Source organism: Geopseudomonas sagittaria (genome assembly GCF_900115715.1).
Classification (GTDB): Bacteria; Pseudomonadota; Gammaproteobacteria; order Pseudomonadales; family Pseudomonadaceae; genus Geopseudomonas; species Geopseudomonas sagittaria.
The window spans coordinates 114,624-134,986 of sequence record NZ_FOXM01000006.1 but is presented as its reverse complement, the minus strand read 5'-3'; the positions used below and the strand labels follow the sequence as shown (position 1 = coordinate 134,986).

Here is a 20,363-nt window from a genome sequence, read left to right as displayed (position 1 = left end):
CGGTGAAGGTTTATGCGGCGTCGAACTGTTCGAGCCAGGCGACGTGCGCCGGATGCTGGATGGCCTTGGGGCGCAGGGCCTGCACCAGGGCGATGGCCTCGGCGCGCGACAGGCCGCGGTCGATGAGGATGCGTGCGGCGATCAGCCCGGTACGCCCGGAGCCGCCCTTGCAGTGGATGGCGATGCTGCGGCCTGCGTCGAGCAGGCTGGCGATACGCTCGCGGGCTTGTTCCCAGGCAGCGTCGAAGTCGTCCAGCGGCACCTGCTCGTCGGCCACCGGCAGGTGGAACCATTCCAGGTTGCGCGCGGCACACAGCGCCGGCAGTTCGGCGGCCCGGTTCTGCTCCAGCTCGCTGGCCGGCATCAGGGTGATCAGCGCCTCGGCGCCGGCCGCCTGCAGGGTGTCCAAGGCTTCGGCCACGCTGGTGTCCTTGGTGCCGGGGCACGGAGTGAAGATCAGGCGGCCCGGAGAGCCGGGCGCGGCGAGGATGTCATGGGGATGTTGCACGATGCAGGTTCCTTCGAGTTTCAGGTGACGCGGCCCGCGGCCGGCGTCATTCAGCAGCAGGCCGTGCTGCGTTCGGGGCGCTCGCCCATCTCGGCCAGGCGGCGGGTTTCCGGGCTCAGCCAGTGGCGGTTGGACTCGAGCATCAGCCTGAGCAGGTCGTGCACCCAGTCCGGCAGGTCGGGGTGCAGGCGATAGAAGACCCACTGCCCCTGGCGGCGGTCGGCGAGCAGGCCGCTGCTGCGCAGCTGCGCGAGGTGGCGGGAAATCTTCGGCTGGCTCTCGCCCAGGGCGCAGACCAGTTCGCACACGCACAGCTCGCCCTCGCGGGCGACCAGCAGGGCAATGCGCGCGCGGGTCTCGTCGGCCAGACTCTTGCAGACCAGCGGCGGGGTCAGGTGTTCGGTCATCGGCGGAATCCCGGGCAGAACGGAGGGGCAGAACATATGCCAGATCGAATACTTCGTAAAGACGCAGTATTGTCGGAATTCAGCGTAGCAAGATGGCCATCATTTTCCATCCATGGAGATCTATATCCGCTTATCCATATGTTAAGGTTCGTGCGAATTCTGATTTGCACCCGATGACAGATTGATGACCGGCGCTACCCGCGCCCCGGAGTCGCCCATGTCCGCATCCCCCACCGAAGTCGATGTCCTGGTCATCGGCGGTGGCCAGGCCGCCCTGGCCACCGCCTACTTTCTGCGCCGCACCCATCTTTCCTTCCTGCTTCTCGATGAACAGGCCGCGCCGGGCGGTGCCTGGCTGCATGGTTGGGACTCGCTGCGCCTGTTCTCGCCGGCGACCTGGAGCTCGATCCCCGGCTGGCCGATGCCGGCCAGTGCGTCCACCTACCCGACCCGCGCCGAGGTCATCGACTACCTCAGCCGCTACGAGGAGCGCTACCAGTTGCCGGTACGGCGTCCGGTGCATGTCGCGTCCGTGGAGCGCGACGGCGACCGCCTGCGGGTACGTGCCGATGAGCACGTCTGGCGGGCACGGGCGGTGGTCAGTGCCACCGGCGCCTGGAGCAACCCGTACATCCCCGACTATCCCGGCCGCGAGCAGTTTGTCGGGGTGCAGCTGCACTCGGCGCACTATGTCGATCCGGCGCCCTTCGTCGGCCAGCGGGTGATGATCGTCGGCGGCGGCAACTCCGGGGCGCAGATCCTCGCTGAGGTATCGAAGGTCGCCGAAACCCTGTGGATCACCCCGGAGCCGCCGCTGTTCCTCGCCGACGATGTCGACGGCCGCGTGCTGTTCGAGCGCGCCACCGAGCGCTGGAAGGCCCAGCAGGAAGGCCGCACGGTCGACCAGCCGATCGGCGGCCTCGGTGATGTGGTGATGGTCGAGCCGGTGCGCGAGGCGCGCAGCCGCGGCGTGCTGGTCAGCGAAAGGCCCTTCGAGCGCTTCACCGAGCACGGCGTGGAATGGGCCGATGGCCGCCGCGCCGACATCGATGCGGTGATCTGGTGTACCGGCTTCCGCCCGGCCCTGGCCCATCTTGGCGAGCTGGGCGTGATCGAGGCCGACGGCAAGGTGGCCGTCGAGGGCACCCGCGCGCTGAAGCAGCCCAACCTGTGGCTGGTCGGCTATGGCGAATGGACCGGCGCCGCCTCGGCCACCCTGATCGGCGTGACGCGCACGGCGCGCAGCACGGTCAGCGAGATCGACGCGGCCCTCGGCGGGCACTGATTATCCGGCGCTGCCCGTCGGCAGGCCGCATTTGCACGAAGAGGAAGGAAACACCGATGTCCAGTCCCTGTGAAGTGGCAGCCAAGCAGGCCGCCGGCGCCCCGCTCGGCTTCTTCGAGCGCTACCTGACCCTCTGGGTGTTCCTGTGCATTGTCGCCGGCACCCTGCTCGGCCTGTCGGTGCCGGCGGCGGCCCAGGCGGTCGGTGCGCTGGAGGTGGCCCAGGTCAACATCCCGGTCGGCGTGCTGATCTGGGTGATGATCATCCCCATGCTGATGAAGATCGACTTCGGCGCCCTCCACGAGGTGCGCGAGCAGAAGGCCGGCATGGGCGTCACCCTGTTCGTCAACTGGGCGGTCAAGCCGTTCTCCATGGCGCTGATCGGCTGGTTGTTCATCAAGGTACTGTTCGCCGACGCCCTGCCGGCCGGCGAGCTGGACAGCTACATGGCCGGGCTGATCCTGCTCGGCGCGGCGCCCTGCACAGCGATGGTGTTCGTGTGGAGCAACCTGTGCAACGGCAACGCCAACTTCACCCTGACCCAGGTGGCGCTCAACGACCTGGTGATGGTGTTCGCCTTCGCGCCCATCGTCGCCCTGCTGCTCGGCGTGTCGTCGATCCCGGTGCCCTGGGACACCCTGCTGCTCTCGGTGGTGATGTACATCGTCATCCCGCTGGCCATCGCCCAGTTCCTCCGCGCCCAGTTGCTCAAGCGCGGCGAGGCGGCGTTCCAGGCGGCGCTGGCGAAGATCTCGCCGTTCTCCATCGTCGCCCTGCTGGCCACCCTGGTGCTGCTGTTCTCCTTCCAGGGCGAGGCGATCGTCGCGCAGCCGCTGATCATCGGCCTGCTGGCGGTGCCGATCCTGCTGCAGACCCTGTTCATCGCTGCGCTCGGCTACTGGCTGTGCCGCCGTCTCAAGGTGCGCCACGACGTGGCCGGCCCCGCGACCATGATCGGCGCCTCCAACTTCTTCGAGCTGGCGGTGGCGGTGGCCATCGTGCTCTATGGTTTCGACTCCGGCGCCGCACTGGCCACCGTGGTCGGCGTGCTGATCGAGGTGCCGGTGATGCTCTGGCTGGTGCGCATGGTCAACCACAGCCGCGCTTGGTACGAACGCGCCCTGCCGCGCCGCTGAGGTAACCCGCATGGAAATCTTCAGGTGGCTGAACGATCAGTTGCTGCGCATGGACTGGCTGGCGTACCTGGTGCGCCTGCTGGTCGAGGACGTGTTCGGTCTGGACATGGCCAGCCGTATCGGCGGCAGCCTGCACTTCTTCATCTACGACGTGATCAAGATCTTCATCCTGCTGTCGGTGCTGATCTTCGCCATCTCCTGGGTGCAGAGCTACTTCCCGCCCGAGCGCACCCGCAGGATTCTCGCCGGCATGCAGGGCTTTCGCGCCAACGTGATGGGCGCGCTGCTCGGCACGGTCACCCCGTTCTGCTCCTGTTCGTCGATCCCGCTGTTCATCGGCTTCACCAGCTCCGGGCTGCCGCTGGCGGTGACCTTCTCGTTCCTGATTTCCTCGCCGCTGGTCGACCTGGCCTCGATGGTCCTGCTGGCGAGCATCTTCAACTGGTCGATTGCCCTGGCCTACGTGGCGGTCGGCATCGTGCTGGCGGTGCTCGGCGGCGCCCTGATTGGCCAGGCGCGGATGGAGCGGTACGTCGAGGCCTTCGTGACCCAGCACAAGGTGCTCGACCTACCCCAGGAGCAGCTGAGTCTGCGCGATCGCCTGGGCTACGCCCGTAAGCAGGTCGCCGAAATCATCCGCAAGGTCTGGCTGTATATCCTGATCGGCGTCGGTATCGGCGCAGCGATCCACAACTGGATTCCGGCAGACCTGATCACTGCGCTGATCGGCCGCGACCACTGGTGGTCGGTGCCGCTGGCCGCGCTGGTCGGCGTGCCGATGTACGCCGACATCTTCGGCACCCTGCCGATCGCCGAGGTTCTGGTGGCCAAGGGCGTCGGCCTGGGCACCGTGCTGGCCTTCATGATGGCGGTGACCGCGTTGTCGCTGCCCTCGCTGATCATGCTCAAGAAGGTGGTCAAGGCGCCGCTGCTGGCGCTGTTTTTCGCCATCGTGGTGGTCGGCATCATGGTCATCGGCTATCTGTTCAATACCTTCACCTACCTGTTCCTCTGACCCCTTCCCCTCCAGGAGAACCACCATGATCGTCAAGATCCTCGGTACCGGCTGCAACAAGTGCGTCACCCTCACCGAAAGCGCCCAGCAGGCCCTGCGCAACCTCGGCCTCGACGCGGAGATCGTCAAGGTCACCGACATCGTCGACATCGCCGCCCACGGCGTGATGTCGACCCCGGCCCTGGCCATCGACGACAAGGTGGTGTCGGTGGGCAAGGTGCTCACCCCAGGCGAGGTCGAGGTCCTGCTCAAGGCCCGCTGACCGGCCCGCCCCGGCGGTCTGCCCGCCCTCGCGCAAGGCCGTCCGCATTCGCAGCCGCCGCCTTTCAGGCCCGCTGCCGGACATCTGGAGAGACGCATCAATGACCAAGCCGACCCCGTCACTGCTCGCCAGCGATGCCAGCTTCCTCTCGACGGCAGAGGCCGCCGCCTCCCTGGCCGGCGTTTCCATCGAGGCGCTCAACAGCCGCTGTTTCTGCATCAGCCTGGATCACGAGGCGCTGCGCAAGGCCCTGGCCTCGGCCCTCGATGCACCGGATCTGTTCGAGCTGGTCCGCCAGCGCTGCCCGCACCTGTTCGCCACCCGCCCGGTGTTCGTCGCTCCGGCGCACTTGGAGCGCATGGCCCTGGTCGTGCAGGCCATCGAAACCATCGTCGTCCTGCCAGCCTGGCGCGAGGAGGTGCTGGCCCGCTCGCCGGCCATTGCCCGCCATGATCCCGGCGGCGCCAAGGGGGTGTTCTTCGGCTACGACTTTCACGTCGAGGAAAGCGGACTCGGCCTGATCGAGATCAACAGCAACGCCGGTGGCGCAATGCTCAACGCCGTGGCGGCCCGCGCCCAGCGGGCCTGCTGTCCATCGATTGAGACACTGCTACCGCCCTCGGCCCGTGCCGAGCAACTGGAGGCCCGGATCGTGGCGATGTTTCGCCAGGAGTGGTCGCGCGCCGGACATGACCGGCCGCTGCGCAGCATCGCCATCGTCGACGAGGCACCGGAGCAGCAGTACCTCTACCCCGAGTTCCTGCTGTTCCAGCAGCTCTTCCAGCGCCACGGCTGGCAGGCGGTGATCGCCGATCCCGGCGAGCTCAGCCTCAAAGACGGGCAGCTCTGGCATGGCGAGCTGGCCATCGATCTGGTCTACAACCGCCTGACCGACTTCGCCTTCGAGGATGCCGGCAACGCCACCCTGCGCCAGGCCTATCTGGAGCATGCGGCGCTGATCACCCCGCACCCGCAGGCCCACGCGCTCTATGCCGACAAGCACAACCTGACCCTGCTCAGCGATGATCGGCAGCTACAGGCGCTGGGGGTCCCGGAGGCCACCCGCGAACTGCTGCTGGCCAGCATCCCCCATACCGAACGGGTGAGCCCGGCCAACGCCGAGCGCCTGTGGCGCGAGCGTCGCCGCTTGTTCTTCAAGCCCTGCACGGGCTTTGGCAGCCGCGCTGCCTACCGCGGCGACAAGCTGACCCAGCGCGTCTGGCAGGAAATTCTCTCCGGCGACTACGTCGCCCAGGCGCTGGTCCCGCCCGGACAGCGGGTCATCTCCCGCGCAGCCGAGGAGCAGACCCTGAAGTTCGACTTGCGCAACTACGCTTACGACGGCGCCGTGCAGTGGGTGGCCGCCCGCCTCTATCAGGGGCAGACCACCAATTTCCGCACGCCGGGGGGCGGCTTCGCGCCCGTCTATCCCGGGCCAGCGCCGATGCCGCAAGCAGGACAGGCACACCACGCGAATACCGAGGCTCCGCTCAGCCAGTGCGGGATTAGCCCCGAGGATCAGGAGCGCTGAGCCTCGCGCTCCCGGCAGCGTTTAGCCGAGGCTTGGGCTGCCGGCCGGGTCGACGCAATTATTGGAAATTCATAATTCCCGCTAACCGCACCGACATGCCTCGGGGGCATGGGCTGTACTGTGTTACCGCCCGCTTGCTCCAAGAGGCTTGCCGAGAGCGACAGGATTTCTCGATCAGATGGATCAGGCGTGATTCAAAGGAACATCCATGGCCAATCAACCCGTTTGCTTGATCCTGCACGTCCAGCTGGAGCCGCTGCACTTCAATCCGCCCATCTGGCGCCGTCTGCTGGTCAGTGGCTACTGCACGCTGCGCAAGCTGCATCACTTCATTCAGGCCGCCATGGGCTGGCATAGCTGTCACCTGCACGAGTTCAGCGACGGCATACGGCGTTATCTGCCGCTGGATGCCGACCTCCCCGATTCCGAAGCGCTGGATGATCGCAAGTACAAGTTGCGCCGGCTGCTCAATGAGGGCGACCGTCTGCGCTACGTCTACGATTTCGGTGACACCTGGCAGCACGTCATCGCCGTCGAGGCAGTGGAGCCTTCGAGCATCACCGGCACCTGGTGCGAGGTGCTCGACGGCGCACGGGCCTGCCCTCCCGAGGATGTCGGTGGCGTACCTGGCTACCTGCAGTTCCTCGACGCCATCCACAAACAACCGCTCAGTGAGCAAGGGCGTCAGGCACTGCAATGGGTCGGCGGCTCGTTCGATGCCGAACTGTTCGACCGCCGCGCGGCGAATGCCGCAGTACAGCGAATCTGCAACAACTTCTGGGGATGAGGCGGTAGCCTCCTCAAGAAACGCGGCTATCCAGTCGTGCCCGGTTGGCCTGACGTGAGCGACCCCCAGAAACGACAAAGCCCCGGAATCCGGGGCTTTGTGTGAGGTAGATGGCGGAAGCGTAGTCCGCCAATACTTAGTCCGCACCTTTTCGCAGAATCCCACAAGACATAGATTCCACGCGGCTTTCAGCCTATTATCTGTCCGTAACCGTTCGCCCCGCCCTGCCCCTTTCCACGAAGAAATGGGGGAACAAGTGGGGGAACAGATCCCAGACAATGGAGCTGAGCATGGGCAAGCTGAACCCGAAGCAAGTAGAGAACCTGGCAGAGCCGGGAACCTACGAGGATGGCGACGGCCTGCGCCTCGTCGTGAAGGCGACCGGACGCAAATCATGGGTGCTGCGCTTCCAGCTCAACGGCAAGCGTCGGGAAATGGGGCTAGGCGGCTTCCCTGACGTGAGTTTGAAAGTCGCCCGCTTGGCTGCCGCCGAGCAGCGCAAGCTGCTGAGCACCGGAATCGACCCTATGGCTGCCCGTGACGCCGAACGGGAGCAGCTACGAGCCAGCCAGCTGGCTGCAGCCACCAGAGCTGTAACCTTCAAGACTGTCGCCACTGATTACATCGCTGCGCACCGCGCCGGATGGAAGAATGCCAAGCACGCTCAGCAGTGGGAGAATACCCTGGCCACTTATGCAGAGCCGGTCATCGGCCATCTGCCGACCAGTGAAGTCTCCACAGCTCACGTTTTAGAGATTCTGCAACCGATCTGGACAGAGAAAACCGAGACAGCCAACCGACTGCGCAACCGGATCGAGCTGATCCTCGACGCCGCCAAGGCTCGTGGCCTGCGCGAGGGAGAGAACCCCGCGCGCTGGCGTGGGCACCTAGACAAGCTGCTGCCAAAGCGCTCGAAGGTGCAAGCACGCGCCCATCACGCCGCCCTGCCTTGGCGCGACCTGCCGGCCTTCATGATCGAGCTGTCTAATCATGACGATTTGACCTACAAAGCCATGAGACTGACCATCCTGACCGCATGCCGCACCTCGGAGGTGCTGGGTGCCGCCTGGGAGGAAATCGATCTGGAAACAAGCACCTGGACGATTCCCGCCCAACGCATGAAAGCAGGCAAAGAACACCGCGTCCCGCTATCTGATGCCGCCCTCGAGGTACTGAGCAGCCTCCCTCGTATTATGGGCAGCCCATACCTTTTCCCGAGCACCCGCCAAGGCAAGCACTTGTCCAACATGGCCATGCTGATGGGGTTGCGACGAATAGGCCGTGAGGATCTGACCATGCACGGCTTCCGCTCTACATTCCGCGACTGGGCAGCCGAACGTACACCCTACCCGCGTGAAGTCTGCGAGATGGCCCTGGCTCACAAGGTCGCAGATGGAGCCGAGGCGGCGTACTGGCGTGGTGACATTTTTGAAAAACGCCGCTCGCTAATGGCCGACTGGGCACAGTACGCGACCACCCCGCCAGCGGAAAATGTCATTCATGGCGACTTCAAACGAGCATGAGCGCTGTCCAGTTGGTCCGGGGCCTCTCTACCCCCTGTCGGCCAACTGACCATTCAGGAACCGGGAAAGCCAAGGAGGACGAGCGATGAGCAAGCGCAGCAAGACGGCAAGCACTCAAGAAATCAGCATTGAACTTGCCGAGGAGGCACAAGACGCGCTTCTAGAGGTACTTCAAAAAACCCAGTGGGTCGAGCTGCCGTTCCGGGATGCCGTCATGCACCTTGAGCAAGAGTGCGACCGTTTTTTTGATTCGGAATACCCCGAAGGTTTTTTCTTTTTCGCAGCCCAGTACTTTATTCAAGCAACAGATGAGAGGCGCTTCGGCTCGCCGATGGTTGATCTGCTGGGCGTCCTGTTCGCCTGGGAGACCCAGATTCGAGATTTCGGAAAGGAGTGGTTCAAGGAAAGAACTAGCCACCTTTTCGAGCTCATGAGGACGCTGCCACCAGAGCAAGACATGACACTTCTTGCCCTTTTGCACGCCCTTGATCCCAGCGCACACAAGATCATGTCTAACTTCGCCAGCCAAGCCGCCCGCAAGGCAGCCGATGCCCGTCACGAGTCCAACAGAGTGAAGCGGCGCGCAGTCTTGGCCGAGTGGGATGCCACAGCCAATGAGTATGAAAGCCGCTCCGATTTCGCTCGAATCATCAGCCAACGGGATAAGCTTAAGTATCGTACGGTCCGTGAATGGACTGTCGAGCACGACAAAACCAAGAGCTAGCCCTTACGGTCTGCGCGCACACCGTAACCGTATGCGCGCAGACCGCACTGTAATTGCCCAGCCTCGTTGTATTGAATACCCATCGTCCGCCGCGCATCGCGGCATACCCAGAGGTAACGACGATGGCCGCAACTGTTCAACACCCCCGCTGTATCTACCGCCTGCCGACCGTGAAGGCCCGTACTGGCCTGAGCCGCACCACGATTTACGACCTGATGAAGGAAGGCCGCTTCCCTAAATCCCGTCGTATCGCTGGCGCCCATGCGGTCGGCTGGGACTCGCTGGAAATCGAGGCCTGGATTGCCGAGCAACTGGGCGAGGTGGCCCGGCAATGAGGACCTCCACCCGCACGAAAGAACTGCGCTGCTGCTCGGTCGGCCAGTGTGGCACCGCCACCGATGAAGATCCCTGCAGGATCGCCCGCATCCGCGCCCTGACAGGCCTCGCCAAGACCGACGTCCCAGACACCGCAAGGGAATAATCAATGACCGATTTTCAACGCTGCCAGCAGGCGGCGACGGCACCGGCTTGCCCGGAGAAAGTCACCGGTCTGCTCACACCCCGCCACCTGGAGCTGATCCACCAAATCAGGCAGGCGCTCCATCGAGCCACCAATCCGAACGCCACCGCCGGCGAGCGTGTTGCAGCACTGCCTGCATGGCAAGCCGCTGCAGAGCGCCTGGCCGTAGCTCTTGTTTCCCGTCTAGCAGTCATCGAGGAGGCAGACTGTGAGTGATCCCGTGATTCTGTTCCGCGAGGCTATGGCCGCCACCTTCGGCCCGCTGGACTTCCTGCCGATTCCTGACGGCCAGATCCACCGCTTCCGCGTCCCCGGCGACCGCGCCGGCTCCCGCAATGGCGCTTATGCCCTGTACCTGGACGGCATCGCTTCGGGCTGGTTCGGGAGCTGGAAGGATGGCGTCTGGCAGCCCTGGAGCAGCCGCAAGCCTGCAGACCATCTGGAGGCGGACATGATCGCCAAGCGCATCGAGCAGGCCCGTCGCCAACGCGAAGCCGAGCAGCGCCAGCGCCAGCAGGTCGCCGCCGCTGAGGCTGTGGGGCTGTGGGCCGTCGCCGAGCCTGCCGACCCCGATCACCCCTACCTAGCCCGCAAGGGCTGCCATCCGCACGCCCTGCGCCAGCTCGGCGACGTGCTGCTGGTGCCGCTGTACCTGGGGCGCCAGTTGGTGAACCTGCAACGCATCCACCTAGACGGCACGAAGAAGCGCTTCCTGCCGGGGGGACAGGTGACAGGCTGCTATTCGCCCCTCGGGCGATTGGAGGAAGGACAACGCATCTTCGTCTGCGAGGGCTGGGCGACCGGGGCGACGATCCACGAGTACAACGGCGCTGCCGTGGCCTGCGCGATGTACGCCACAAATCTGTTTGCCGTGGGCGACCGCCTGCGCCTTGCCTACCCGGACAACCCGCTGGTCATGGCCGGCGACGACGACCGCGAGACTGAAGCCGAGGGCAAGGGCAACCCTGGCCGTACTGCTGCCACCAAGGCCGCCGCCGTACTCGGCTGTGAGTTGGTATTCCCGAACTGGAGCGGCGATGAGCCTCTGGAGCTGTCCGACTTCAACGATTTGCGCCAATGGCGGAGGGTCAAGCAATGAGCAACGTCATCGAGCTGATTCCCGCCCCCGAAGCGGCGCCGCTCACGCGCCCGTGCTTCCGCACCTACGACCATGCGACCACTCTGGACGACAAGCCGCTCAAGCCGGGCGTCTGGCACCACGGCAACAAGCGTGACGCGGACGGTAACCTGACGCCCGTGGACGAGTGGCTGTGCGGCCCCCTGCATGTGGAGGCAGTGACGCGCTGCGAGTCGAGGAAAGCCGAGTATGGCCGCCTGCTGCGCTTCCGTAACCTGGACGACCGCTGGTTGACCTGGGCAATGCCCGGTGAGCTGCTGGCCGGCCAGCCTGCCGACGTGCTGCGCGTGCTGTTCAACATGGGGCTGAAGATCGCCCACCGGCACCGCGCCCGTGTGGTGGAGTACATCGCCGAGCAGAGCCCCAACCGCCGCGTGACCGCCGCCACTTCGACCGGCTGGCACGGGCCGGAGCTGTTCATCACGCCCTTGGAGAACATCGGCAAGGGCGACGCCATTCACCAGGCCGAGAGCGCCGCCGATGGCGACTACGGCAAGGCCGGCACCCTGGACGGCTGGCGCGAGGGCATCGCGGCCCTGCTGCCGGGCAATCCCATCCTGCAACTGGCCATCGGCACCGCGCTGGCCGGCCCGCTGCTGGCGCCGCTGAACATCCACACGGGCGGAGGCTTCCACCTGCTGTGGGACAGCTCCAACGGCAAGACCACTGCCGTGCTATGCGCGGCATCGGCCTGGGGGCATGGCGCGCACTTCACCCTGAAATGGAACGCCACCGCCAACGGCTTGGAGGGTATCGCCGCCCTGCGCAATGACGGGCTGCTGGCGCTGGACGAGCTGGGGCAGGCCGATCCGCGCTACGTCGGCGACGTGGTGTACAGCGTGGCGGACGGCACCGGCAAGCAGCGCGCCGGACGGTCGAGTGCTGCGCGCCGGGTGCGCCGCTGGCGGGTGATGCTGCTGTCGTCCGGCGAGGTGACGCTCGAAACCAAGATGGCCGAGGCCGGCAAGCGCACCCGCGCCGGGCAGGAAGTCCGCCTGGTCACGGTATCGGCGGGGCGCACCTTCGGCGCCTGGGACAACCTGCACGACCACCAGAGCGGCGCCAGCCTGTCCGATGCGCTCAAGCGCGCCAGCTCCACCCATTACGGCCACGCCGGCCCGGAGTTCGTGCGCCTGCTGATCGAGAGCGGCGACCTGGGCAGGCTGCCGGAGATGCTGGAGACGATCCGCGCGCATTTCTCGGCACCTCCCGGCCAACCGGCCCGCGTGGCGGAGCGCTTCGCCATCGTCGCCCTGGCGCTGGAGATTGCGGCCGGCATGGGGTTGCTGCCGCTGGCGCAGGGCGCGGCGACCGCCAGCATGGTCGAGCTGTTCGAGGGCTGGCGCGGGGAGCGTGGCGAAGGCCCGAGCGAGGACCGGCAGATTCTCCGCGCGGTTGCCGACTTCATCGACCGCCACGGCGGGAGCCGCTTCCAGTCCCTCGAAAAGGGAGCCATCGAGGTGCGCGACCGTGCCGGCTACTGGGAGAAGACCGACAACGGGCGCCTGTACCTGTTCACCAGCAGCGGCTTGAAGGATGCGGCGCAGGGCTTCGAGCTGGCGCGTGTGGGCCGCGCCCTGGACAGCGTGGGGGCGATTGCCAAGAAGGAGAGCGGTAAATACCAGTACCGCAGGAGCCTTCCAGACGGCAGCAATCCCGGCCTGTACTGGATCAACCCAGCCCGGCTGGACGGCGCGAGCTGATCGCGCTTGCTGTTTCGATAGGGAACACGGGGAGCAGAGGGAACAGCCTAGAGCCACGCGGCTTCCGGCTGTTCCCTGGCTGAAAACGGCCTAGGGAACACAGGGAACAGGCTTCGACCGCTGTTCCCTGTGTTCCCTACCGGGAAATGGCGCAGGGAACAGCTACAACCCGCGCCGTTACTGGCTTTTCCCTGTGATCCCTATGTTCCCTGCGCAAAACGTCAAAGGACGAACACGCATCATGGGCAACCTATTCGATCTGATCGCCGGCCTGAACAAGCCAGCAGCCGAGCGGCCAGCCCTGCACCTGGTGGAGATCCCCACCCCGGAGGCAGCCGCAGACGCACCACCAGCGCCAGCAGCAGAGGCCGCCAGCGAGCCGCAGCACTTCATCCGCACCGCCGCCACGGCTTCACCGGCCTGGCTGGCAGTGCGCGACCAGTTCCACAGCCACATCTTCGGCGATTGCCCTTGCTGCCATCCGCCGACAGGCCGCTACTGCCCGACCGGCGCCGAGCTGCGCGCCACCTACGACACTACCCCTATGGAGCTGACACCATGACAACGGACACCATCCGCAGCCCGGAAGCCATCGCCACCCTGGAGCGCATCGGCAGCAAGCCGGGCACTAGCCACCGCGACCTGCTGACCATCACCCGGCGCATCGTTCGCCACTTCTGGGCGCAGCGTCGCATCATCCGCTCGGAGCGCCAGTCCCTATCCCGGCAGGCTAACAAGCTGCGCCAGTCCGGCCCGTTCAGCCAGCGGCGAGCCGATGCCCTGGAGCAGCTGGCGAACGACCACCGCGCGGACGAGCTGGAGAACGTGCTGGATGTGCTGGAGGACTACGGGCGTGTGTTGGTGCTCGACCGCGAAGGCTACGCCAAGGCGCTGGGCTTCGAGATGTTGGCCGACCTGCTGAACATCAATCGCGTGGACCGTGAGCGTGCACGCCGGGGCGGATGGTTCCGCCTGGTCGATCTGGTCGCCATCGAGGGACTGGAGAACAGCGCCGAGCAGTGTGGCGACGGCCGGGAGTTCCACAGCCCGCTCCAGCTGGCGTGCGTGCTGGCGCTGTGGGTCATGCGTACCCGCCTACCAGACCAGTTGCCCGAGCCGCGCACGGTTGACCGCGCTCGCAAGGGCCCCGTCCTGATTGTTCACGATGCCAGTGGTTCACGTCTGGTGGAGCGGTAGTCGGGGCGACATCCATGAAGCCAGTTGCAGCAGGCGCAAGCCCGATGACGTTCGATGACGGATGACACCGCTGCAACATGAGCCTGGCTCAAGTTCGACAGTCGCAGGTTCGCAAGCAGGTTCGCAAGCAGGTTCGCACGCAAACCTTGCTCAGCGCGGCGGTACGCAGTCTGGTACGCACGTTGGTACGCACGCATTTGCGTATTTTTCTTGCGTACCAGAGCAACGCAGTCACCGGCAACATGATCAAAAGATTGAAGTCTGGCTGGGCCTCGAACGCAATGAGCAGCCTTTTGCGGGTCACCAGCTTGGCCTCCTCACGCAGACGCGGGCGCGGGCGCGGCCGCGGGCGCAGGGAGTCTTCGCGCAGGCTTGCCCACTGACTGCGGTTACCGCTGAGCACTGCGTCATAGTGATCTGCAATTGCAGGCTGCGGTAGGTCGCCAGTACCAGGCGACGCCCCGAGCACATGCCCCCTCATTACGCCCACCTCAACAGCGGCAGGCCCTCCTTCCGAAGGGCCTGCCGGTCAGTGGTTACGACTTCTTCTTCGGCGGGTAGTTACCACGGCCACCGCCCGAGGGATTTCCGGTCGTGCTCGGCAGGTTCGGCACCTTCGGGCGCGGGGCGGGCTGCGGGGGCTTCGGCGGGTTCTGGCTGTTCTTGCTCATGATGGTTGTGCTCCAGTGTCGTTGCGATCTGTGGAAGGCAGGTGCCAGGTATTACTTGCACGCGCCCGGTACACGGCAGGCGCAGCTGGTCGGCGCATGGCAGGCATGATCGTCGCCACAGCGCATCGCCTGCTCCTCGGTGCCGCCGCCCGGATAGGCGCCGAAGTGCTTCTCGTACAGCGCCACGGTGTGGGCGAAGCTGGCCTTCAGGTTCTGGTAATCGTCCTCGCCGTAGATGCCGAAGTACGGGTAGTGGTCGATGAAGCGGCCGAACACCTGGTGGCAGTCCTCGCGATAGGCGCGGGTGTCGAGGATGTGCGCGTGCCAGATCTCGTCGATCTGCTTGCTCGGCACCAGCGCCACCGCCGGGTACAGGCACTTGAGGGTCAGGAAGCGGCGGTACTCGAGCTCCGCGCGATCCCAGTCTTCGGCGCTCATCTGCGCCTCGGACGATGCGGTGTACTTGTGCTTGAGGCGCTGGAAGTCCAGCTGGCTGACCTGCATTTCCAGGCCGTCGGCGCTCAGCAATGGCTGTTTCAGGGCTACGAGGGTGGTCATGGGTGTTTCTCCGGTTAAGTGAAGGAATCAGGGCTTGATGGCCCGTCTTCGCTTCAGTTCACGCTCGAAACACTGGCGGCTGACCAGGCTATGCGGAACGTAGCCGCGTTCGCCGAACACGTAGAGCAGGCGCCAGTCGCAGCCCAGCTTGAAGCGCACCAACCCACTGCGGCAGCGCACGCGCTTGCCACCGAGAGCGGTGAAGGGGATGCCGGACTGGAGGGCCTGATCGATCTCGATGGCCTTGCCCTGATGACAGGGACCGACCTGATGGGGACAGGTCGCGAGGATGTGCTGGATGGTGGTCATGACGTGCTCCTGTGTGATGACGGAGCCAGTGTTTATCTGTGGATTCCACAACCAAGACCGTTCATCGCCAGGCGTCGAGCAGGTCGTCGAAGTCCTTCGCCTCCTGGTAGGCGTCCAGGATCAGTTGCCGATACTGCCGCAACAGCGGGTTATCCGTTTGCAGGCCAATTGCCGCTGCATAGGCCTGCTCCAGCTCGCCATTGAAGTAATGCACCATCATGCTGTCGCCCATCGACAGCGCCGCCGTCTGGGTGGCCAGGGCCTTGAGCAGGTTGCCGCCGTAGTCGCCGAGACCCATCTGCGGCAGCGCGTTTTCGAAAGGGTTGGGCAGGCGCTCCTGCTTGAGATCGGCCGCCGAGTCGAGCAGGTCGAGGAAGCGCAGCAGCTCCCGACTGATCAGCCCCAGGCTCGCAACGGACTGCCTCTCCAGCAGCAGGCTCCTGGCCCACTCGGCATGCTGGCGGCGCTCTTTCGGTTGGCTGAAGATCCTGATCACCACCTTGGGTTCACCGAACACGCCATGCAGCAGGATGGCGTTGTTCAGGCCGATCAGTTCGCTGCGCGGCAGTGTCCAGCGGTTGCGCCCGCTGGCACTGGCAATGCTCTCCTCTTCCAGTTTGAGCTGCTTGGCCTGGCTCATCGCCTTGACCAGCGTGTTCACCGCATTGCGCAGAACCGGGTGCCTGGCCAGCGGAATGCCGAACAAGCGATCCACCGCCTGAGGCAGGGTCAGGCCCTGCTCAATAGCCACAGGCTTTCGCCAGCAGGTCGTCGACATCCAGCTCCTCGAGCTGTGCAGGTGAGTGGCGTGCGATGATCTCGGCCTGGTCGCGCCAGTCGCTTCTCCTGCATTGGTAATGGCGCCGATACTCGTCGAGTACCCCACGGCAATAGCCCGCGCGCATGGCCTCGGAGAGCGCAGTGGTCTGCGCGGCGGCAAAGCGCAGCTGGTCGCGCTTCACGTAGATATCCACCAGCTCGGCGCAACTCTCGACCAGCCGGGACGGATCGGTGCTGGCCTGGCTGGCGTGCATCGGCAGACTGGCCAGCGCCAGCGCCAGCGCCAGCAGGGGGGCGAAGGGTTTCACAGACTGACCTCCTTGTCCGGATTCGAAGAAAGGCTGGGCTCCCGGCGAACGCTGGCCGCCTCGGGGATGGCATCCGCGGCTTTGCGCGGGCGCGTCGGCGCGCCCAGGTAAACCGCCAACAGCACGAAGGCAAGCAGCGAGAGAACACTCTCCTTGTTCTCGTAGCTCAATTCATTGGAAAGCGTTGCCTGTGCTTCCAGTGAAGCGACCAGTCCGAAGACAGCAAGCCCTACGACGAGCACGATGCCCTGCGCGCCCAGCCAGCGCGCCAGCCCCCGCCAGAACCCGTAACCGAAGCGCCGCGAGTAATGGACATGCCGCCAGGTCAGGGCCAGCAGCAGAAGCATGAAGCCCCATTCGTGCAGGGAGATATCGGCCAGGCCCTCGCCGTACTCGAAGATAAGGCCGAAGCAACCAGCGAGGCCGGTCAGGCCCAGCAACCAGAGTGCGAGGTGCTTCAGCCCGCCGAGCAGACCGCAGACCCCGCGTGCCAGGCCGGTATCGGCCTGGCCAAGCAGGGAGGGTTTCGGGGTTTCCATCATGGGGTTACGTCCTTGTAGAAAGAGATGAAGATCAGGCCACCGCCTGCTCGACCAGCACCCCGGCCAACCGCTCGTGGAGCTGGCGGGCGGCGGTCAGGTGGCTCTTGAGCTGGTCGCAGAGGGACATCAACTGGTCGAGCTTGGCGACGATGCGGTGTTGTTCGGGGAGGGGGGGCAGAGCAAAGGGCATGCTTGCGACTTGGTTCGTAGAGATGTGCGGAACCCCATTGCTCCGACCAGGATCAATGGACTCGACGAAAAAGCGTGAATTTAGCCAAGCCGATAGATAACCAACGCTTACAGCACCCGCATACGGGGCTATTTTTGCAACCCGTTGTAGCAGTAAACAGGGAAGATCACTGCTGCTTATGACTGCATACTTCAAGCCTGTCGAAATGATCGGACGATCCAGTGTCAGGACGACATCATTCTCGGCCAACAGAAACCCTTGAAACTCGGCTGCCTGTTCTTCCGAAATGCATGCGGTATCTTTCCAATTGGCTGCACCATGCGAAACATTCACGTTGCGTAGCAAGCGGATGCCCTCTGGCTTAAACCACTCGCTTTTGAAGGCGTACCCATTCAGAAAATTGAAAACCTCCGTCTTTCTTACCCATTGCCAACCCTGCGGTAACTCGAACAGCTTTTCCCCCTCACCAACCTCCGCCAGCGGCTTCTGCTTCCTGAGCTTGCCCTCCGCCACCAGCCGCGCCTTTTCCTCGGCAATCCGCTTGAGCAGCTCGCTGGCCGGCTCGTCGCTCGGATCCTGCGGCACCAGCTTGCCCATCACCGCCAGTTGCAGCAGGGTCTGCTTGAGGGCGTCGATGCTGGATTCGCTGGTGAACAGGCTGTGGAAGTGCTCGGCGAGGCGCTGCCAGCTGGCGGCAAAGTCGTCGGCATCGCTGGCCTGGGTCAGGCTGTCGAGCAGCGCCTGTACCAGCCGGGCATGGGCGCTATCGGCGTCGGCCTGCCGGGCTTCCAGACGGTCACACAGGGCCATCAGCTCGTCGACCTTGGCGACGATACGGTGTTGTTCGGCGAGTGGAGGAAGAACTAGGGTAAGTGCCTCAAGCTTTCCTTTAGTCACATGCTGTAAACCCACACCACCGTGCGCCTTTGAAATGAGTTCATCGAGGCGTGTGTTGATCGAAATCTGCAAAAAATCTTCAAAAAAGGCCTTACCCTTTTGCACACAAGAGAAAATGTGCTGATTGAGTGCCGCCTTTCCTCTGCGCCATATGAAGGCACCAAACGATGTTCCCGGCGTCCCGGACCAACTGATCAAGAAGGTGCCGTCATTGATGAGGTGCCGAGCATCAACATCATCCTCATTGCAGTAGTTGAATGGCGCATCTTCTCTATTCAGATTCTGGATACGAACAATCGGCAAACCCGACGCCTTCCACTCAGCGGGCTTGAATGCTCGGCCGTTGATCATTTCCAGCGAATCACCAAGGCGTACCCACTCCCACCCTTCCGGCAACTCGAACGGCTTTTCCTCCTCGCCAATCTCCGCCAGCGGTTTCTGCTTCCTGATCTTCCCCTCAGCCACAAGCCGCGCCTTTTCTTCGGCGATGCGCTTGAGCAGCTCGCTGGCCGGCTCGTCGCTGGGATCCTGCGGCACCAGCTTGCCGCGCACGGCCAGTTCGAGAATCAGCTCGCGCAGCTTCTGGATGCCGTTAGGCGCGCCGGCCAGCAGCGGCAGGTTGTCGGTCAGCAGCGCGGTCATGCCTTGCTCTCCAGCGCATCGGCCAGCACCGCCTTGAGCTGCTCGCGCAGCTCGGCGATCTCGCCCTGCAACGTGGCGTAGTCGCGCAGCAGCTCGTCCGGATCGTGGCTAGCAGTTTCGGCACGGTGCGGATTCTTGTGGTCGAGGTTGTAGATCGGCCAGTACAACTGGTCGCCTCTGCTCTGTGCGGCTCGTGCTTGCTGACGCAGGGCAAGCGCCTGTTCACGCAGCTTGGCCATCTGCTGCTCGACATGTTTGCGCTGAGTTTGGTCAGTGACGCCCGTCAGGGAGCCTCGCAAGCTTCGGCTTTGGCTCTCGAGGCTGCCCGCATCGGCATTCAACTGATCGGCCTGTTCCCAGTGCGGTTTGGCCGCCTGTTCAGCCTCCTGCCGGCAACTAGCAAAGTCGAATTTCCACGCGAACTCGTTCTCCTCGCGGCTGGCGAAGCCATCGGCCTCGCTGCCCCACCAGGCCTGTTCGGCGGCGAACTCCTCGACACGCATCGGGCGGGTCTTGCTGTAGTTCTTGTAGCCGGCCGGGTACGGGTGCTCGTAGAACCACACGTGCCGGGTCGGCGTGCCCTTGGTGAAGAACAGCAGGTTGGTCTTGATCCCGGTGTAGGGGTTGAACACACCGTTGGGCAGGCGAACGATGGTGTGCAGGTTGCACTCGGTGAGCAGCTTTTCCTTGATCCGCGACTTGATGCCCTCGCCGAACAGGAAGCCGTCCGGCAGCACCACGGCGGCGCGGCCGCCGTCCTTGAGCAGATGCATGATCAGCACCAGGAACAGGTCGGCGGTTTCGCGAGTTTGGAAGGTGGCCGGGAAGTTGGCCTCGATGCCGTCCTCCTCCATGCCGCCGAACGGCGGGTTGGCGACGATGCAGTCGACCCGCTCCTTCGGCCCCCAACTGGTCAGCGGACGGGCCAGGGTGTTGTCGTGGCGGATCTGGCTGGGCACCTCGATGCCGTGGAGGATCATGTTGGTGGTGGCCAAGAGGTGCGGCAGCGGTTTCTTCTCCACGCCGAAGATGCTGGCCTGCAGGGCGCGCTCGTCCTCGGCGGTCTTCACGTAGTGCTGGCGCTTGTGCTCGATGGTGCAGGTGAGGAAGCCGCCGGTGCCGCAGGCCGGATCCATCACCTTGTCGTCGAGCTTGGGGTCGACCATGCGCACCATGAATTCGGTGACCGGGCGCGGGGTGTAGAACTCGCCGGCGTTGCCGGCGTTCTGCAGGTCGCGCAGCAGCTGCTCGTACATGTCGCCGAAGGCGTGGCGCTCCTGGGCCCTGTTGAAGTCGACGCCCTCCTGGATCTTGTTGATCACCTGGCGGATCAGCTGGCCGGACTTCATGTAGTTGTAGGCGTCTTCGAACACGCCGCGTACCACGAAGGCGGCCGGCGTCTGGCTGTACTGGTCGAGGGTCTGCAGGGTCGGGAACAGGCGGCTGTCGATGAACTCCTTCAGCGCGTCGCCGGTGATGCCCTCCGGATCCGCCGCCCAGTTGCGCCAGCGGTAGCTCTCCGGGATCGGCGAGCGGTAGTCGTCGTCGAGCAGCTCCCATTCCATCTCACGGTCGTCGAAGATCTTCAGGAACAGCATCCACACCAGCTGGCCGATGCGCTGCGCATCGCCGTCGACGCCGACGTCCTTGCGCATGATGTCCTGGATGGATTTGATGGTGGAGCTGATGGACATGGGGTTTCCTTGGGTAACGCTCGAGCCGCGCGGGCG

At 64.6% G+C, this 20,363-nt stretch carries 24 protein-coding genes; 14 read left to right on the top strand and 10 right to left on the bottom strand.

Going from position 1 to position 20,363, the window contains the following annotated elements:
- Positions 1-10 precede the first annotated feature (10 nt).
- Both BM297_RS09520 and BM297_RS09515 read right to left on the bottom strand, forming a co-directional pair.
- Complete coding sequence (locus BM297_RS09520) at positions 11-508, bottom strand: cyclin-dependent kinase inhibitor 3 family protein (protein WP_092430610.1); 498 nt, start codon at positions 506-508, stop codon at positions 11-13.
- Positions 509-558: 50 nt separating this feature from the next.
- Entirely contained in the window at positions 559-915 is a 357-nt protein-coding gene (locus BM297_RS09515; RefSeq protein WP_092430608.1) for a metalloregulator ArsR/SmtB family transcription factor, read from the bottom strand.
- 217 nt (positions 916-1,132) lie between these two features.
- Here BM297_RS09515 and BM297_RS09510 point away from each other — a divergent pair, with 217 nt between their 5' ends.
- The 14 genes from BM297_RS09510 to BM297_RS09450 all read left to right on the top strand — a co-directional run bounded on the left by BM297_RS09510 (position 1,133) and on the right by BM297_RS09450 (position 13,736).
- Positions 1,133-2,200, top strand: coding sequence for an ArsO family NAD(P)H-dependent flavin-containing monooxygenase (locus BM297_RS09510; protein WP_092430606.1), 1,068 nt, complete (start codon positions 1,133-1,135; stop codon positions 2,198-2,200).
- A gap of 56 nt (positions 2,201-2,256) precedes the next feature.
- Complete coding sequence (gene arsB / locus BM297_RS09505) at positions 2,257-3,336, top strand: ACR3 family arsenite efflux transporter (RefSeq protein ID WP_092430604.1); 1,080 nt, start codon at positions 2,257-2,259, stop codon at positions 3,334-3,336.
- Positions 3,337-3,346: 10 nt separating this feature from the next.
- A complete protein-coding gene (locus BM297_RS09500) occupies positions 3,347-4,351 on the top strand; it encodes a permease (RefSeq protein WP_092430602.1) in 1,005 nt (334 codons plus the stop codon).
- Between the two features lie 25 nt (positions 4,352-4,376).
- A complete protein-coding gene (locus BM297_RS09495; protein ID WP_092430601.1) occupies positions 4,377-4,613 on the top strand; it encodes a thioredoxin family protein in 237 nt (78 codons plus the stop codon).
- 100 nt (positions 4,614-4,713) lie between these two features.
- Entirely contained in the window at positions 4,714-6,144 is a 1,431-nt protein-coding gene (locus BM297_RS09490) for a hypothetical protein (protein ID WP_217648253.1), read from the top strand.
- Between the two features lie 208 nt (positions 6,145-6,352).
- On the top strand, positions 6,353-6,931 hold the full coding sequence (locus tag BM297_RS09485) for a plasmid pRiA4b ORF-3 family protein (protein ID WP_092430599.1): 579 nt from the start codon (positions 6,353-6,355) through the stop codon (positions 6,929-6,931).
- Between the two features lie 290 nt (positions 6,932-7,221).
- Complete coding sequence (locus BM297_RS09480; protein WP_092430853.1) at positions 7,222-8,454, top strand: tyrosine-type recombinase/integrase; 1,233 nt, start codon at positions 7,222-7,224, stop codon at positions 8,452-8,454.
- Between the two features lie 85 nt (positions 8,455-8,539).
- The gene (locus BM297_RS09475; RefSeq protein WP_092430597.1) at positions 8,540-9,178 is read left to right on the top strand and encodes a hypothetical protein; all 639 of its coding nucleotides are present in this window, start codon (positions 8,540-8,542) and stop codon (positions 9,176-9,178) included.
- A 122-nt stretch (positions 9,179-9,300) separates the two neighbouring features.
- The gene (locus tag BM297_RS09470; RefSeq protein WP_092430595.1) at positions 9,301-9,513 is read left to right on the top strand and encodes a helix-turn-helix transcriptional regulator; all 213 of its coding nucleotides are present in this window, start codon (positions 9,301-9,303) and stop codon (positions 9,511-9,513) included.
- A 149-nt stretch (positions 9,514-9,662) separates the two neighbouring features.
- On the top strand, positions 9,663-9,914 hold the full coding sequence (locus BM297_RS21555; protein ID WP_139231045.1) for a hypothetical protein: 252 nt from the start codon (positions 9,663-9,665) through the stop codon (positions 9,912-9,914).
- Entirely contained in the window at positions 9,907-10,797 is an 891-nt protein-coding gene (locus BM297_RS09465; protein ID WP_175526627.1) for a primase/helicase family protein, read from the top strand. The genes BM297_RS21555 and BM297_RS09465 overlap by 8 nt, the downstream gene beginning before the upstream one ends.
- On the top strand, positions 10,794-12,539 hold the full coding sequence (locus BM297_RS09460; protein WP_092430593.1) for a DUF927 domain-containing protein: 1,746 nt from the start codon (positions 10,794-10,796) through the stop codon (positions 12,537-12,539). Before BM297_RS09465 ends, BM297_RS09460 begins: the two co-directional genes overlap by 4 nt.
- Before the next feature lie 241 nt (positions 12,540-12,780).
- Positions 12,781-13,101 carry a hypothetical protein gene (locus BM297_RS09455; RefSeq protein WP_092430591.1) on the top strand — a complete coding sequence of 107 codons (321 nt, stop codon included), beginning with the start codon at positions 12,781-12,783 and terminating at the stop codon, positions 13,099-13,101.
- Positions 13,098-13,736, top strand: coding sequence for a hypothetical protein (locus tag BM297_RS09450; RefSeq protein ID WP_092430589.1), 639 nt, complete (start codon positions 13,098-13,100; stop codon positions 13,734-13,736). The genes BM297_RS09455 and BM297_RS09450 overlap by 4 nt, the downstream gene beginning before the upstream one ends.
- A 536-nt stretch (positions 13,737-14,272) precedes the next feature.
- On the opposite strand, the gene BM297_RS22285 is transcribed toward BM297_RS09450, so the two are convergent.
- From BM297_RS22285 to BM297_RS09415, 8 genes are all read right to left on the bottom strand, one after another.
- A complete protein-coding gene (locus BM297_RS22285) occupies positions 14,273-14,407 on the bottom strand; it encodes a hypothetical protein (protein ID WP_281250241.1) in 135 nt (44 codons plus the stop codon).
- 51 nt (positions 14,408-14,458) lie between these two features.
- Positions 14,459-14,965: a glycine-rich domain-containing protein gene (locus BM297_RS09445; protein ID WP_092430587.1), complete on the bottom strand. Its 507-nt coding sequence runs from the start codon at positions 14,963-14,965 to the stop codon at positions 14,459-14,461.
- Between the two features lie 27 nt (positions 14,966-14,992).
- Positions 14,993-15,274 (bottom strand): ParE family toxin-like protein, encoded by a 282-nt coding sequence (locus BM297_RS09440; protein ID WP_092430585.1) that lies wholly within the window; start codon positions 15,272-15,274, stop codon positions 14,993-14,995.
- Positions 15,275-15,335: 61 nt separating this feature from the next.
- Positions 15,336-16,025 carry a hypothetical protein gene (locus BM297_RS09435; protein ID WP_092430583.1) on the bottom strand — a complete coding sequence of 230 codons (690 nt, stop codon included), beginning with the start codon at positions 16,023-16,025 and terminating at the stop codon, positions 15,336-15,338.
- The gene (locus BM297_RS09430) at positions 16,015-16,362 is read right to left on the bottom strand and encodes a hypothetical protein (protein WP_217648252.1); all 348 of its coding nucleotides are present in this window, start codon (positions 16,360-16,362) and stop codon (positions 16,015-16,017) included. Before BM297_RS09430 ends, BM297_RS09435 begins: the two co-directional genes overlap by 11 nt.
- Entirely contained in the window at positions 16,359-16,904 is a 546-nt protein-coding gene (locus BM297_RS09425; RefSeq protein ID WP_092430581.1) for a hypothetical protein, read from the bottom strand. Before BM297_RS09425 ends, BM297_RS09430 begins: the two co-directional genes overlap by 4 nt.
- A 31-nt stretch (positions 16,905-16,935) precedes the next feature.
- On the bottom strand, positions 16,936-18,633 hold the full coding sequence (locus tag BM297_RS09420) for a restriction endonuclease subunit S (protein WP_092430579.1): 1,698 nt from the start codon (positions 18,631-18,633) through the stop codon (positions 16,936-16,938).
- Entirely contained in the window at positions 18,630-20,327 is a 1,698-nt protein-coding gene (locus BM297_RS09415; protein WP_092430577.1) for a type I restriction-modification system subunit M, read from the bottom strand. The genes BM297_RS09420 and BM297_RS09415 overlap by 4 nt, the downstream gene beginning before the upstream one ends.
- Between the last annotated feature and the right edge of the window lie 36 nt (positions 20,328-20,363).

Coding starts and splice junctions, on each gene's coding strand:
- BM297_RS09510 (WP_092430606.1), top strand. CDS start 1,133: ATGTCCGCATCCCCCACCGAAGTCGATGTCCTGGTCATCGGCGGTGGC.
- BM297_RS09460 (WP_092430593.1), top strand. CDS start 10,794: ATGAGCAACGTCATCGAGCTGATTCCCGCCCCCGAAGCGGCGCCGCTC.
- BM297_RS09490 (WP_217648253.1), top strand. CDS start 4,714: ATGACCAAGCCGACCCCGTCACTGCTCGCCAGCGATGCCAGCTTCCTC.
- BM297_RS09485 (WP_092430599.1), top strand. CDS start 6,353: ATGGCCAATCAACCCGTTTGCTTGATCCTGCACGTCCAGCTGGAGCCG.
- BM297_RS22285 (WP_281250241.1), bottom strand. CDS start 14,407: ATGAGCAAGAACAGCCAGAACCCGCCGAAGCCCCCGCAGCCCGCCCCG.
- BM297_RS09475 (WP_092430597.1), top strand. CDS start 8,540: ATGAGCAAGCGCAGCAAGACGGCAAGCACTCAAGAAATCAGCATTGAA.
- BM297_RS09450 (WP_092430589.1), top strand. CDS start 13,098: ATGACAACGGACACCATCCGCAGCCCGGAAGCCATCGCCACCCTGGAG.
- BM297_RS09440 (WP_092430585.1), bottom strand. CDS start 15,274: ATGACCACCATCCAGCACATCCTCGCGACCTGTCCCCATCAGGTCGGT.
- BM297_RS09515 (WP_092430608.1), bottom strand. CDS start 915: ATGACCGAACACCTGACCCCGCCGCTGGTCTGCAAGAGTCTGGCCGAC.
- BM297_RS09480 (WP_092430853.1), top strand. CDS start 7,222: ATGGGCAAGCTGAACCCGAAGCAAGTAGAGAACCTGGCAGAGCCGGGA.
- BM297_RS09500 (WP_092430602.1), top strand. CDS start 3,347: ATGGAAATCTTCAGGTGGCTGAACGATCAGTTGCTGCGCATGGACTGG.
- BM297_RS09455 (WP_092430591.1), top strand. CDS start 12,781: ATGGGCAACCTATTCGATCTGATCGCCGGCCTGAACAAGCCAGCAGCC.
- BM297_RS09445 (WP_092430587.1), bottom strand. CDS start 14,965: ATGACCACCCTCGTAGCCCTGAAACAGCCATTGCTGAGCGCCGACGGC.
- BM297_RS09420 (WP_092430579.1), bottom strand. CDS start 18,633: ATGACCGCGCTGCTGACCGACAACCTGCCGCTGCTGGCCGGCGCGCCT.
- arsB (WP_092430604.1), top strand. CDS start 2,257: ATGTCCAGTCCCTGTGAAGTGGCAGCCAAGCAGGCCGCCGGCGCCCCG.
- BM297_RS21555 (WP_139231045.1), top strand. CDS start 9,663: ATGACCGATTTTCAACGCTGCCAGCAGGCGGCGACGGCACCGGCTTGC.
- BM297_RS09495 (WP_092430601.1), top strand. CDS start 4,377: ATGATCGTCAAGATCCTCGGTACCGGCTGCAACAAGTGCGTCACCCTC.
- BM297_RS09470 (WP_092430595.1), top strand. CDS start 9,301: ATGGCCGCAACTGTTCAACACCCCCGCTGTATCTACCGCCTGCCGACC.
- BM297_RS09415 (WP_092430577.1), bottom strand. CDS start 20,327: ATGTCCATCAGCTCCACCATCAAATCCATCCAGGACATCATGCGCAAG.
- BM297_RS09425 (WP_092430581.1), bottom strand. CDS start 16,904: ATGATGGAAACCCCGAAACCCTCCCTGCTTGGCCAGGCCGATACCGGC.